Source organism: Chitinophaga sp. YR627 (assembly GCF_900114995.1).
Lineage (GTDB): Bacteria > Bacteroidota > Bacteroidia > Chitinophagales > Chitinophagaceae > Chitinophaga.
On sequence record NZ_FOUX01000004.1, the window covers coordinates 938,315 to 952,586 of the forward strand.

Below are 14,272 nucleotides of genomic sequence, written 5' to 3' on the forward strand. Positions count from 1 at the left end.
AAAATCTAACCGGCAGGCCCCAACTTCCCCATGTGAAATCCTTATATTTAAGGAGCAAAAATGCTTATACCCATGAAACATATTCTGACTGTTAGCCTGCTACTGGTACAATTCCTGTCCGCCAAAGCACAATACCCAACAGATAATGATCTTCCGGAAAAGGCAGAAAGAGTTAAAAAGATAAAACTGTCTTCCCAACCCGCTGACATATCAGCACCGGCTGTTCCGATCGCAGGTATAAAGGTGATCCCTTCCTGTGGCGATACACTCCGGCTTGGCTTCGTACAGGTAGGTATGGCCAACAAAAAGATCAGTGCTGTACCAGACAAACCATGGAATGCCTATCTCCAGGATTTTGTGGATACCCGTTTCAAACCTGCTTTAACGGCTTCAGGCGCACAATTACTCTGGGTGGTCGAAGACCTGCGTATCAACGAACGCACTTTTGCTATGAGTGAAAAAGCCTACGTCCGGTTAAAAGCCAATGCTTACCTGAGCAGGGACAATGCACACTATCAGCTTATCAGCTCACTCGATACCGTATTATTAAAAGGCGGTATGGACGTTACCCACAAACACGACCAGAACATTGCGGAAGTATTTGAACTGCTCTGGAGCAGATCTGTTGATGCTTCGAATACGGGCGCTGAAAACGCTACGCTGACCATGGCAGATGTAGTATCCAAAGAACAGAACCGTTTTGCATTACCCATCCTGCAAACGACCACCTATAAACCAGGTGTATACAAGACCTACCAGGAATTCCTGAATAACCAGCCCTCCATCGAAAAATTCAATGTGGAGATCAAAAAACGAAAAGTGACCATTCAGGAAATGGGAGCGAATGACAATGCGGGTCCGGTAGTAGAAGAGGCCTGGGGTATCTGTAAAGACGGAGAGCTTTATAAATACTACAAAGAACGACTGATCCCTATCGAGAAAAGCGGCAACAGTTTTGTGCTGTCCAATTACCTGGATGCGATCAATCGCAGAAACAAAGCGATCTTCTGGGGAGCAATGGCAGGCGGTGTTGGCGGTGCAGCATTCGGACTCACTACTACCGGTCTTTTCAATGTAGAAACGATCCCTTATATCACCAGGCAGCAACCTGAGGCAACAACGGTAGATATTGATAACGGAACTTTGATGTTTTAACAATTCAGTAATACTTTTTTTTGGTACATTTATCTCACTTTCCCCCCGATCTATGTATCACTCCAAAGTATTGCTGCTACTGTTGATTTTACTGGCATTGAACGCCTGTACGTCCAAACGTACGCCTCCTGAACATGCCTTTTATTACTGGAAATCAGACTATGATTTAATCTATGACACGTACCCTTCAGGGGATCCGCAGGATTCCCTGAGAAAAGTACTGGACGTATCGCACGTTTACCTGCATTTATTTGATGTAGACTGGAGCGAAAACCTCTCCATGCCTATACCCAAAGCCGAGTTCAGAGGAGCGTATGAAATAAGTCAATTCATCAGAAGCGGTTACACGCCGGTGGTATTTATCACCAACCGGACCTTTGAAAGAATAGCGGACAGTTCCTGCGCACAGCTGGCCAGAAGAGTTGCTGATAAGATCAATAAACTGAACAGCAATCTAAGCGACACAGCATCCGGCCAGGCACATCCTGTACCTCCACCGGAGACAAAACAACGGGAAATACAGATCGACTGTGACTGGACTGCCGGTACGCGGGAAAAGTATTTTCATTTCCTGAAAGAGATCAGAAAGCTATTTCCCGATTATGCTTTATCTGCTACCATCAGATTGTATCCTTATAAATATCCTGATAAAACCGGTGTACCACCCGTTGACCGTGGAATGCTGATGTGTTATAATCTTGGTAATATTAAAGATGCCAGTACCATCAATTCTGTATTTGATGTCAATACACTGAAACAATACCTTTCCGGAGGCGATTATCCGCTACCACTGGATATTGCCTTTCCGGTCTTTGGCTGGTATGCCTGGTTCAGGGGGAATGAATTCAAAGGTATCGTACACGATGGACCGGAGTTCATAGAAGATACCAGTTCATTTGCCGCCCTCGACAAACAACGTTACCGTATTAAAACCGATACCGTACTGGGTGACAACTATTATCGTGCAGGAGATATACTGCGCAGAGAATATCCGGATACCGCTACCTTGCAGACCGCCATTACACTGGTAGAGGAAAAGATCCCCGATTATAAACGTATTGCTTTTTATCACTGGCATCAGTCATCAATCATGACATATGAAAAAGTTATTAAAACGGCTTTTGCTGGCCGTTAGTGTTGCTGCTTTATTGTTTGTTCCTTATCTGGATACGCAGAGCTGCGGACCGGAATTGCCGGATGAAGCGTACCGTTTTGCATTGTTCCAGCCGGACCTGTCAGGTAAAAACGACCTGGCGCCACTCTATTATTCCATTCCCTTTGTCAGTTATTTTGATTCCGATCCCCGGAAAAAAGATTACTGGACAAATTGTAATGAATGGCAGCAGATCACCGGAAAAACCGTCTCTTTAAAAGATATCTATACCGTACAGTATGACGTCTCTCCGGATGATTTTCTGTATGCTTACAAGCATAAGCAATGGCAGCAGCTGAAAGACAATTCCTTTGTAAAATGGTTATGTCAACCTGCTCAGAAGGATGTACTGGATTATATGGCCCTGGCCAAACAGATAGAGTTCAGTCAGCAGGGCGAAATGGATCCCTGGAATGAAAAAGCAGGCGGCGTCAATACAGATTCCATCCTGCATGTCATTCGCCAGAAAACCGGCAAAGCGACAATGCCATTCCTGAAAGACCGTTATGCTTTCCAGCTGGTAAAAATGTATTACTATAATGCGGATTCCGTATTAAGACCACAACTGACCGATTATTATGATGCCCATCTGAAGAACCATAAGACGGTTGTCGCCGATTGGGCATTATTGTATTATGCGCTTACACAACCAGATAAAAATGAACGGACCCGCTACCTGCTGGAGACGTTTGAAAGGTCAGAAAGTAAAAAGGGATTCGTATTCGGCTACCTGTCCAGACAGGAGCTCAAAGACCTCGCAGCGACCAGACCAGGTCCTCATATCTCAGCCCTGATATCCCTGATGCAGGGATTAAAACAAACTGGCCGGGCGCTGGACAATCTGAAGCAATTGTATGAACTGGAACCAGACAATGAGTTCCTGCCTATGCTGGTATGCCGGGAAGTCAACAAACTGGAAGACTGGATCTATTCTCCCACCGTACTTGGCTTCAATCCCCAGATCAGCTTAAATACCTTTTATGCGGAACAAGAGGCAGCTCATCAAAATGATCCGGAAAGAGATAATAAACCAGATACCAGCTATGTATATTATGCGAACAGAAACCTGTTAAGCGACCGGGAATATCTTCGCACACTAAGAGATTTCCTGATCAGTATACAGCAAAAAAAGACGCCGCACAGAGATATGCTACGCCTGGCCATTGCACACCTCTATAATATGGATGGGCAATATGCTACCGCCGCGACTTATACCACCGGTATCAAAAACCTGAAGGATAATACTTTCCGCCGCCAGGCGATTGTGGAGGACCTCCTCAGTTCTTTTTATTCAAAAGACCTGAATAGCGGTCAGGTAAAACAATACCTGTACGAACAGTTCCAGGCCCTGGAAAAAGTAGGTACTATCATGAGAGGGGAGCAATTGACATATGCCAATGAGGACTGGGGACAAAACAGGGACCTGCGCTCCGCACTTTACCTCTTACTGGGGCAACGTTACCGAGCACTGGGAGATCATCTGACAGCAGGGCTACTCCTCCAGCAAGCAAAAACAGAGATCAATGAATATACAGGTTATATAGGAGATACGGCCAGGGTCAGTTATTCACGTATTGCTTATTTTGATAAATATGCCACTCCGGCAGATCTTGATAAGGTGATTGCCTTAAAGCATAAAGCCAATAAGACACCTTTTGAGAAAATGATCTCCCCGTCTATCTGGGCGCCGGATGATTTTTACAGAGATGCTAAAGCTACCTTACAGATAAGACAACATCAATTCAAAGAAGCAGCAGCAACACTCAATAAAATCGCGGATGACTTCTGGGAAGCTAACTATGAATACAGCACCTATCTCACCCGGACTTACATCGGCAGCCCGGGTTCTCTGATGCCGAATGAACCAACACAGAAGCGTTATCCGCTTGCAAGTAAAAAAGCAATCGTAAAAGACATTGTTTTGCTGGAAGACAGTCTGGCAAAAGCGACCGACAATTCAGCCAAAGCACGCTTCTATTATGCGCTTGGCAACGCCTATTTTAACATTAGTTATCACGGCAGATGCTGGATGTTAAGCAGTTATGGCAAATCAGGCAATGAGCCGAATAGCCAGGAAGACAGTGATTATCAATGGGCTTACTTCTCTTTTTATCCTAATAAAGCGATCTTCAAAAGCGACTATTACCGGTGCAACCATGCGATGGAGATGTACGAAAAAGCGCGTCAGTTTTCCGGCATCCAGAAAGAACTACATGCGAAGGTGTTACTCATGATGACCGTTTGTGACCAGGCCAGGTATGGCTTCTTTATCGAAGAAACACGGTATGGATCAACGAACGGTATTTCCAACTACAAAAAAGAGGTTTTACCATACAGTTATCCTTACCTGGCAGTCCTGAAAGAAAGATATGCTGATACGGAAACATTTGCCGATGCACGTACCTTTTGTCCGGACGTTGAAGAATACCTAAAGCACTAGAAAACACTACTTTGGAACAAAAATTTTATAGAAGTTATGCACATCGCATAACGATATGATTTACATATTGTAGCGAGGTATTTTTACACCCGGTTTTATTCTCATTATTCCAAATCATTTTTGCAATTCAGAAAATTGTTATAACCTTTGTATGGTAATCAATTTACAAATGGACACCGATTCCTCTATACGTGCTGACTTGCACTTTTTACACTTCACCATTCTTAACACTTCTCCCCCCGGAATTTAAGTTTACGAACGACGGAAAGTTTTAACAGGCTTCCTGTCAGCGATCTGCTGTAATACAGTTCAAACTGTACCTGGCATTGCTATGCACACTTGTACGGCAACGTACAATTTGCCCGCGTATATGCATACATACGCGTCAGGGGCATCCTATATCTATTCACATTCACATACATAAACACTAAACAGCAACACTATGCAATCATCTGAAGTGATCAGGTGGCTGATCATGATCGGCCTGCCCATCCTATGTCTTGTATTTTACAAGTACATCCTTCGCGTCTTCTTCGGGCTCGTTATCGTACCGGAAGACAAGATTGGTCTTGTGACCAAAAAATTCGTACTGGTGGGTAAACAGGAATTACCCGAAGGACGTATCATCGCTACTGGTGGCGAGGCGGGTTTCCAGGCCCAGACACTGGCTCCCGGTGTATACTTCTGGAAATGGTTCTGGCAGTATGAAGTGACCTTCCAGTCCTTCACCATCATTCCTACCGGTAAGATCGGTCTGGTACTGGCAAAAGACGGTACACCACTGAATCCTGGTACGATCCTGGCTCGCCGTGTAGAGAGCGAAGCATACCAGAACGCGGAGGCTTTCCTGAACAATGGTGGTCAGAAAGGTCGTCAGACAGCCATCATGACACCCGGTTCTTATCGTATAAATACCTTCCTGTTCGAAGTGGAGATCACTGATATGACGACCGTACCTGACAACACGGTTGCTATCGTCACCACCCTGGAAGGTCAGGCCATCGAAAATGGTCAGATCGCTGGTAAGATCATTCCCGATCACAACAACTTCCAGGACGCAGATGCTTTCCTGAATAGTGGCGGTTACAAAGGTTTACAGGAACAGGTGATCCTCGCCGGTTCTTACTTCCTCAACCCATGGTTTGCCAAAGTGGAAATGCGTCAGATGACGGAAATCCCGATCAGCCATGTGGGTGTTGTCATCTCCTATGTAGGTAAAGACGGCGAAGACATCAGTGGTACCGAATTCAAACACGGTAACATCGTTGCCAAAAACCATAAAGGTGTATGGGCGGAACCACTGGGACCAGGTAAGTATCCGATCAACTCCTACATCATGAAGGTGGAATATGTGCCAACGACCAACCTGGTGTTAAACTGGGCCTCCGCACGCAGCGAAGCACACCAGCTGGATAAAAACCTTTCTACAATAACAGTACGTAGTAAGGACGGTTTTACCTTCAACCTGGACGTCGCACAGATCATCCACATCCCTTCCAATGAAGCGCCTAAGGTGATCGCACGTTTCGGTAACATGAGCAACCTGGTGACACAGGTACTGGAACCAACAATCGGTAACTACTTCCGTAACTCCGCGCAGGATGCTGAGGTGATCGACTTCCTGAAAAGCCGTAAGGAACGTCAGGAGTCTGCGAAAGCACATATCGGAAGAGTACTGGAGCAATACAACGTATTCGGCGTGGATACCCTGATAGGTGACATCGTTCCGCCGGAAAGTCTGATGAAAACACTGACTGACCGTAAACTGGCGGAAGAGCAGAAAGTAACCTACGACACCCAGATGCGTGCACAGGAAACAAGGCAGGCACTGGAAAAAGAAACAGCGATCGCAGAAATCCAGAAGGAGATCGTAAAAGCCGACCAGGGTGTATTGATCGCAGAAAGGATCGCTGACGCATCGGTGAAAAAAGCGACAGGTGACGCGAACAGCGTACGTCTGCAGGCAAATGCGGAAGCCGACAGAATGAAACTGATGGCAAGTGGTGAGGCGGAAAAAGTACGTGTACTGGCGAAAGCAGAAGCTGAAAGAACTGAGTTGATCGCAAAAGCGGACGCAGAAAAGATCTCCCTCACAGGTAACGCAGAGGCAGAAAAAATCCTGGCGATCGGTAAATCAAGTGCCGAGTCTTATAAACTGGCGGTAGAAGCGATGGGTGGTAACAACTTTACACAATTGAAAGTAATGGAAGCCATCGGTCAGCAACATATCAAGATCATGCCAGATATCCTCATCAGCGGTGGTGGCGACAGCTCCAACGGTCCTATCGGTGGATTACTCGGCCTTAAACTGCTTGAACAACTGGGCAACAAACAAACATCAGAAGCACAAACAGACAAAGCGGAATCCGCTGAAAATAAATAACCCTTTCATCCATTTCTACATATGCGACAAAGGGCTGTTCCGCCAAAGCGGGCAGCCCTTTTCCATTTCCCGTCTTTAATAAACGATCGTTCTGTTACCTGATCAGATAAAACTGATGAACAATAACAACAATCCTGGTAAAGCAACGGTCCATAAGCCGAAGTGAGCCGCCAGAAATGCGCCGGCGACACAACCTGCCAGAAAACCGCCAATAATGACGAACTGTTTCCCGAAAGCCGGACGTTTATCACTGTTCCATACACCTGGCATTAATATTTTCGCGACATCCAATGTCAGCTGTGTTACATTTCCCGTCATCATAGTAGTAGGCGCATACGCTGCCGTGGCGTACAGGCGCCCAAAAGCATTCTGTATCCCCATAGCCAGTACAACTACATAGGGCAATACCGCTGACCAGGTAGTGCCTGGTCTGTCAAATGCCAGATCAAATGCACCAGCTACCAGTAAGATCACCCCTTCTACAAATAACAGCGTATAACCGCTTTTCAGTTTAGGCGCGTACCAGCCGGCGCCGACTACTGCCAGCGTGAATACCGGGAAGGACAGTAGTTTTAACCAGGATTGTGTTTCTGCACCTCTGATCAGGTCATAAGCAAAAACCACAAAGTTGCCCGTCACATGCGCAGAGAATAACTCCTGCGCAGCCGTGAAGGTAGCCGCGTCGCAGAAACCGGCAGCAAAAGCCAGTATTAAGCTGACAAGGGCAATATTCTTTTTATCCATATCAGATTATCTTAAATGAGCTCTTAACATCCACGCCATCTTCTCATGCGTCTCCATCAGACCTGTGATATAATCACTGGTACCCAGGTCATGCCATTCATTGGCAAAACGGTTCACATTCTCACGCAGGTGGATGATGATGCTTTCATGATCTGCCAGCAGTTCGCTGATGAAACCAGCACCATCATTTGCTGAACGGCTTTTCTCTGTCAGATGAGTCAGTGACAGATACTCCTTCAATGTAGCAGGAGAGTAGTGGCCGATAGAACGGATACGTTCCGCAACGCTGTCCATGATCTCATCCAGCTCTTCATACTGCGTTTCAAAGAAAACATGTTTAGAATGAAAATCTGGTCCTTCCACATTCCAGTGCGCATTACGTGTTTTGGTGTACAATACGAATTCGTCTGCCAGAATTTTCATCAGTTCATGTGCTACTGAGGAAAGGTTGTCTTTTTTGATACCGATATTTGGTTCCATCTGCAATTAGATTTACTGTGTTAATATTGAATAGAGGTAGTGATCTGCTGATATAGTGCCCGCTCCCATACATAAAATGAACAGGAAACAAAGCGTATACATATAGGGTACGTCTCTTACTTCGGCATTATCATGGCGGTGGACTACAAAATAGCCGATAGCGGTCACCCCGATTATCGGCAATACCACCAGCCTTGTACCGATACCGATCATTACCAGGAAGGGCGCCACGGTATCGGCCAGGGTTGCCATCATACCATTCAGTTTATCCGGCAGATGTAAAGGATTAGGAACATGTTCCCGTTCACCGTTTTCTACCCTGAATTTCTTCAGTCCGTGTACCCGGAATAATTCAAATGCCAGCAATATCCTGAAAACCAGCAATACGCAGTTATTGAAATCACTGCCTGCGTCGGAGTACAGCAATTGTCTGATTATCTCGATCATGCGCTTATTATTGGATTAGAAAGCAAAGCAGGAACAACCTAAAGCGCCCCAGAATGCTGTGTAGTTATTAACTGGCACCTCGCTCATACGTGCTTTATCATGGTCATGCGCATGCACCCCACAGCTACCTATACATTGATGTACAACAGCACTGATATCGGCAGCAGGAGCGGACGTATTTTTTGCAGAAGGCGCTTTGGCGCTTAGTCTGTTCGAACCGGGATAATAACCATTGTAAATAGCAACAGGAGACCAGTCAGGCAATACCGGGATCGCCGGTGGCGCCCATTGCTGGAAATCATCCTTCGCATATACAATGCGCCCACCTACGATGGTCAGCTCAGCTTCTATAGACTTGATCGCTTCATCCTCAACAGTGAAATAATCACTGTCAAGTACTGTCAGATCTGCCAGCATCCCTGTTTTGATACAACCTTTTTTATGCTGTTCACTGGAAAACCATGCACTACCTTTTGTATAGAGTTCAAGTGCGGTTTCCCTGCTCAGTCGTTGCTGATTATCGTAGAGGGCTAGTCCGCCGACGGTCTTCCCGGCACTCAACCAGTACAAACCAATCCACGGATTATAAGAAGATACGCGCGTAGCATCTGTACCTGCGCCAACCGGCACGCCCATATCCAGCATCTTCTTTACCGGTGGCGTCTGCGCGGCAGCAGCCTTACCATATCTGTCAGTAAAATATTCTCCCTGAAAAGCCATTCTGCTCTGTATCGCGATACCACCTCCCAGTGCTTTTACCCTTTCTATATTTTTCTCATCGATCGTTTCTGCGTGATCAAAGATCCAGGATAATCCATCGAATGGAATATCCCTGTTCACTTTCTCAAATACATTCAGGAAACGGGTAATACTTTCATTATAAGTGGCATGTAAACGGAAGGGCCAGCGATTGGCGACCAGCAGTCGTACGACCCTTTCCAGCTCTTCTTCCATCACTTCAGGCAAATCTGGACGTGGGTTCATAAAAGACTCAAAATCCGCCGCTGAGAACACCAGCATTTCACCCGCGCCATTATGCCGGTACATATCATCCCCCTGATGCAGCTTTACGGATTTCACCCAACTATCAAAATCTTCTTCTTCATGTTTGGGCCGCTGCGTAAAAAGATTGTAGGCGATACGCACTGTCAGTTCACCACTTTGATGTAGTTCATCTATCACTTTATAATCATCCGGAAAGTTCTGAAATCCGCCACCTGCATCGATAACGCTGGTAATACCCAGGCGGTTCATTTCCCGCATATAATGACGGGAAGAGTTCAGCTGGTACTCGTATGACAATTTCGGTCCCTTCGCTAGTGTAGCGTACAGGATCGCCGCACTCGGAGATGCCAGTAGCAATCCTGTCGGCTCTCCGCTGACGGTACGCTGGATCCTGCCTCCTGGCGGATCAGGTGTATCCTTGGTATAACCAACGGCTTTCAGCGCGGCTCTGTTCAGCAATGCACTATTATACAGATGCATGATAAATACCGGCGTATCAGGAGCGATGTCGTTGATCTCTTCCAGTGTCGGCATCCGTCTTTCGGCGAACTGAAACTCGCTCCATCCACCAATCACACGCACCCATTGCGGCGTAGGAGTACGGGCCACCTGTTCCTTCAACATCCTCAGTGCATCTGCCAGAGAGGGTACTCCATCCCAGCGCAGCTCCAGGTTATAATTCAGGCCACCACGTATCAGGTGTGTATGAGAATCATTAATACCAGGAATAGTCCGCTTTCTTTTCAGATCGATCATCCTGGTACTGTCATCTGCATATTTCATTACAGTACTATCATCGCCCACTGCTACAAATTTGCCATCTCTGATAGCAACAGCTGTTGCAGTCGGCTGCTCGTGATCTACTGTATGGATGCTCCCGTTATAAAGTATTAAATCCGCTTTCATGCTATTGTATTTGAACAGCTGATGCCGTTTATGCAGGACGCCCGCTAATCAGCCTGTAATGCGGAGGCACGCTATATGTGCCTCCGGTACAGGCGCCCTGTCTTGTTGTATTGTGTGCAGTATAACTGCTATAAAAGATCTGATTAGTGTTTCAGCATGTTGTGGCCGTATTGAATACCGATGCCATAAGCTCCTGAGTGTTTTTTCATCAGGGTAGTAACCGGTTCATAAGTACCAGTCCTTGCCCAGTCACGTTGCAGTTCCAGTACATACTGTACGGATGTCATCGGGATTGCACCTGCCTGCACCATACGCTGTACCGCTCTTTCGTGCGCTTCAGCAGATACATCTCCGCAGGCATCAGTGATCACATATATTTCGTAACCTTCAGCGATTGCTGATAATGCCGGTCCTACGATACATACGCCTGTCCAGAGACCAGCCAGTACGATCTTCTTCTTTCCCTTACCTACGATCGCTCTGTACGCGTTGATATCTTCCCATGTGTTCATGGAAGTTCTGTCGATATAGCCGGATGTTGCTTTAGGATAAGCCTCCTCCAGTTCCTGGAATACAGGTCCGCTGAAGCTGTCTTCTGCAACAGTCGTCACTACAGTCGGTACATTAAAAATTTTGGAGCCACCGGCAACCAGTGCTACGTTCTGGCGCAGTTCGAGGATATCGATATTCTTGGTAGCAAAGCCCATCTGACCTTCAAAATCGATCAGAACGAGTGTGTGGTTATCTGGTGTAAGTAATGCAGGTGATGGTTGAGCTTCTGCACCTGTGTGTTTAGTCGCATTAGACATGATCTCTATAATTTAGTGTGTGAATTATGAGATCAAAGGTATTTATGCGTAAGCGGGGCGGCAATTGCCATATGCCTTCAAATGTTGTATAAATTATCGAAGGGGCGGTTTAGGGTAATCACGTTCGTTTATCATAATGAACAGCAGATTATTCGCCGCAAAATATGTGGAGATTAAGTGTCTTTTTCACCCCAAAAAATTTGCGGATTGAAAATTATTCTGAAATTCCCCGCCCTACTTGTTATTTTTACTTACAACCTGATTAATTGAATGATTGTCAATTAACTCAACATAATAGAATCTTATCAACAGGTCCAATGAAAATGAAAAAATTCGCCGGTAACCGTAGCCATTTCATGCTTTGTATTGCAATGCTCGGTCTTGGCACTCAAGCCTTCGCGCAGGTCAAAAAGACCTCCACTACTTCAGTTGTCTACAAAAATGCATCCGCACCAGTTGATGCCAGGGTGAAAGATCTCCTGAAAAGAATGACACTGGAAGAAAAGGTAGGCCAGCTCTGTACCTTGCTGGGATGGGAGATGTATGACAAAAAAGGCGACTCTGCAGGCGTCAGTGACAAGTTTAAATCTGTAATGTCCAAAAGGTATATCGGTAGCTTCTGGGCTACGCTGAGGGCCGATCCATGGACACAAAAGACATTAGTTACCGGCTTGTCGCCTAAACAGGCCGCTATCGCTACCAATGCCCTGCAAAAGTACATGATGGAAAATACCCGCCTGGGCATTCCATTGCTGCTGGCGGAAGAATGTCCGCATGGACATATGGCGATCGGAACGACCGTTTTTTCCACATCTATCGGTCAGGCCAGCACCTGGGACCCTGCCCTCATTCAGGAAATGGCAGGTGCCATTGCGAAAGAAGCACGTGTACAGGGCGCCCACATCGGTTATGGCCCTGTGCTGGACCTTGTACGTGAACCACGCTGGTCCAGACTGGAAGAAACTTACGGGGAAGACCCATACCTGATCAGTCAGATGGGTATCTCTATGGTAAAAGGTTTCCAGGGTAATAGTATCGGTAGTGGCAGCAACGTCATTTCTACGCTGAAACACTTCACGGCTTATGGCTCTCCGGAAGGTGGTCACAATGGTGGTATTGCGCTGACAGGTCTGCGAGACCTGTATTCTTCCTACCTGCCTCCATTCCAGGCAGCAGTGAAGGCCGGTGCACTCTCCATTATGGCTTCTTATAACTCTATTGATGGTATACCATGTAGTTCCAACAGCTTCCTGTTGAAAGATGTACTGGTAAAACAATGGGGCTTCAGGGGTTTCTCTGTATCTGACCTCGGTGGCATTCCAGGTGTACGTTCTACACACCATGTAGCCGCAACGATGGAAGAAGCTGCTACGCTGGCCATTAACGCCGGATTGGATGCTGATCTGGGTGGCGAAGCATATGGTGATGCGCTGATCAAAGCAGTGAATAATAAGAAAGTTACAATGGCAACCCTGGATACGGCAGTAGCACATGTACTCAGACTGAAATTCACCATGGGGCTCTTCGAGAATCCATATGTAGATGTTGATGTAGCAGAGAAAACCGTAGGTACAGCAGCTAACAGGGCATTATCCAAACGTGTGGCAGCTGAATCTATCGTGCTGATGAAAAATGATAACAGTCTGCTCCCACTCCAAAAAACGATCAAAAATCTGGCTGTAATAGGGCCTAACGCAGACAATATCTATAACCAGCTGGGTGATTATACCGCTCCGCAGCCACAGGAAAAAATAGTGACCGTACTGGAAGGTATCAAGGCTAAAGTATCTCCTGATACCAAAGTAACCTATGTAAAAGGTTGCGCTATCCGTGACACGGCACACTCCAATATCAGTGCCGCTGTAGCTGCCGCTAAACAGGCAGATGCAGTCGTGATCGTACTCGGTGGTTCCAGCGCACGTGACTTCGAAACAACTTTCCAGAGCACAGGTGCCGCAGAAGTAAAAGCTGCTGAAGTAGCCGTAAGCGATATGGAAAGCGGTGAGGGTTATGACAGGGTGAGCCTGGATCTGATGGGCTTACAGTCAAAGTTGCTGGAAAGCATCGTAGCGACTGGTAAACCAGTTGTACTGGTACTGATCGAAGGACGTCCACTCAATATCAACTGGGCGGCTAAAAACGTACCTGCAATCGTAAATGCGTGGTATCCTGGTCAGGAAGGTGGTAACGCTGTCGCGGATGTACTCTTCGGCGATTACAATCCTGCCGGCCGCTTACCGGTATCCATTCCTAAATCTGTGGGTCAGCTGCCGGTTTACTATAACTACAAAAGCGCCGCAAGACACGATTATGTTGAAATGGATGCTAAACCACTTTATAGCTTCGGTCACGGTCTGAGTTACGCCAGCTTTGAATACAAAGACCTGCAGTCAGATGTACAGGCTACTGGCAACACCCTGAAAGTAACGGTGAGTTTCAAACTGAAAAACACCAGTACTGTAGCAGGCGATGAAGTCGCACAGCTCTATATTCGTGACGATGCCAGCTCTGTAGTGACTGCTGTAAAACAGCTGAAGAAATTCCAGCGTATACACCTGGCACCAGGCGAACAAAAAGAAATTAAATTCGAACTCTCCCCCGATGATCTCAGACTGCTGAATGTTGATATGAAATGGGTAGTAGAACCAGGTACATTCACTATGATGGTAGGAGCTTCTTCTGAAGATATCCGTTTGAATGGAAAATTTGAAGTGAAACAACAGGTGGTATGTAAATACTAAACTGGATTG

Annotated in this window: 10 protein-coding genes; 5 read left to right on the top strand and 5 right to left on the bottom strand. The window is 46.4% G+C overall.

The window, feature by feature from the left end:
• Positions 1-72 precede the first annotated feature (72 nt).
• The 4 genes from BMZ72_RS24470 (at position 73) to BMZ72_RS24485 (ending at position 7,131) form a co-directional block, all read left to right on the top strand.
• On the top strand, positions 73-1,155 hold the full coding sequence (locus tag BMZ72_RS24470) for a hypothetical protein (protein WP_089812307.1): 1,083 nt from the start codon (positions 73-75) through the stop codon (positions 1,153-1,155).
• A 52-nt stretch (positions 1,156-1,207) separates the two neighbouring features.
• On the top strand, positions 1,208-2,290 hold the full coding sequence (locus BMZ72_RS24475; RefSeq protein ID WP_089812308.1) for a hypothetical protein: 1,083 nt from the start codon (positions 1,208-1,210) through the stop codon (positions 2,288-2,290).
• Positions 2,253-4,748 carry a hypothetical protein gene (locus BMZ72_RS24480; RefSeq protein WP_089812309.1) on the top strand — a complete coding sequence of 832 codons (2,496 nt, stop codon included), beginning with the start codon at positions 2,253-2,255 and terminating at the stop codon, positions 4,746-4,748. The genes BMZ72_RS24475 and BMZ72_RS24480 overlap by 38 nt, the downstream gene beginning before the upstream one ends.
• 442 nt (positions 4,749-5,190) lie before the next feature.
• Positions 5,191-7,131: an SPFH domain-containing protein gene (locus BMZ72_RS24485; protein WP_089812310.1), complete on the top strand. Its 1,941-nt coding sequence runs from the start codon at positions 5,191-5,193 to the stop codon at positions 7,129-7,131.
• Positions 7,132-7,233: 102 nt separating this feature from the next.
• Here BMZ72_RS24485 and BMZ72_RS24490 read toward each other — a convergent pair whose 3' ends face one another.
• From BMZ72_RS24490 to BMZ72_RS24510, 5 genes are all read right to left on the bottom strand, one after another.
• Complete coding sequence (locus tag BMZ72_RS24490; RefSeq protein WP_089812311.1) at positions 7,234-7,875, bottom strand: YoaK family protein; 642 nt, start codon at positions 7,873-7,875, stop codon at positions 7,234-7,236.
• Positions 7,876-7,881: 6 nt separating this feature from the next.
• On the bottom strand, positions 7,882-8,355 hold the full coding sequence (locus BMZ72_RS24495) for a Dps family protein (RefSeq protein WP_089812312.1): 474 nt from the start codon (positions 8,353-8,355) through the stop codon (positions 7,882-7,884).
• 12 nt (positions 8,356-8,367) lie between these two features.
• Positions 8,368-8,802: a DoxX family protein gene (locus BMZ72_RS24500; protein WP_089812313.1), complete on the bottom strand. Its 435-nt coding sequence runs from the start codon at positions 8,800-8,802 to the stop codon at positions 8,368-8,370.
• A gap of 15 nt (positions 8,803-8,817) precedes the next feature.
• Positions 8,818-10,713: an amidohydrolase gene (locus BMZ72_RS24505; protein ID WP_089812314.1), complete on the bottom strand. Its 1,896-nt coding sequence runs from the start codon at positions 10,711-10,713 to the stop codon at positions 8,818-8,820.
• 143 nt (positions 10,714-10,856) lie between these two features.
• On the bottom strand, positions 10,857-11,522 hold the full coding sequence (locus BMZ72_RS24510) for a hydrolase (protein WP_089812315.1): 666 nt from the start codon (positions 11,520-11,522) through the stop codon (positions 10,857-10,859).
• A gap of 317 nt (positions 11,523-11,839) precedes the next feature.
• On the opposite strand from BMZ72_RS24510, the gene BMZ72_RS24515 reads away from it, so the two are divergent.
• Complete coding sequence (locus BMZ72_RS24515; RefSeq protein ID WP_089812316.1) at positions 11,840-14,263, top strand: glycoside hydrolase family 3 N-terminal domain-containing protein; 2,424 nt, start codon at positions 11,840-11,842, stop codon at positions 14,261-14,263.
• Positions 14,264-14,272 lie beyond the last annotated feature (9 nt).

Bases quoted from the DNA above. Each gene is read 5' to 3' on its own strand.
- BMZ72_RS24495 (WP_089812312.1), bottom strand. From the start codon at position 8,355: ATGGAACCAAATATCGGTATCAAAAAAGACAACCTTTCCTCAGTAGCA.
- BMZ72_RS24510 (WP_089812315.1), bottom strand. From the start codon at position 11,522: ATGTCTAATGCGACTAAACACACAGGTGCAGAAGCTCAACCATCACCT.
- BMZ72_RS24475 (WP_089812308.1), top strand. From the start codon at position 1,208: ATGTATCACTCCAAAGTATTGCTGCTACTGTTGATTTTACTGGCATTG.
- BMZ72_RS24485 (WP_089812310.1), top strand. From the start codon at position 5,191: ATGCAATCATCTGAAGTGATCAGGTGGCTGATCATGATCGGCCTGCCC.
- BMZ72_RS24500 (WP_089812313.1), bottom strand. From the start codon at position 8,802: ATGATCGAGATAATCAGACAATTGCTGTACTCCGACGCAGGCAGTGAT.
- BMZ72_RS24505 (WP_089812314.1), bottom strand. From the start codon at position 10,713: ATGAAAGCGGATTTAATACTTTATAACGGGAGCATCCATACAGTAGAT.
- BMZ72_RS24470 (WP_089812307.1), top strand. From the start codon at position 73: ATGAAACATATTCTGACTGTTAGCCTGCTACTGGTACAATTCCTGTCC.
- BMZ72_RS24490 (WP_089812311.1), bottom strand. From the start codon at position 7,875: ATGGATAAAAAGAATATTGCCCTTGTCAGCTTAATACTGGCTTTTGCT.
- BMZ72_RS24515 (WP_089812316.1), top strand. From the start codon at position 11,840: ATGAAAATGAAAAAATTCGCCGGTAACCGTAGCCATTTCATGCTTTGT.
- BMZ72_RS24480 (WP_089812309.1), top strand. From the start codon at position 2,253: ATGAAAAAGTTATTAAAACGGCTTTTGCTGGCCGTTAGTGTTGCTGCT.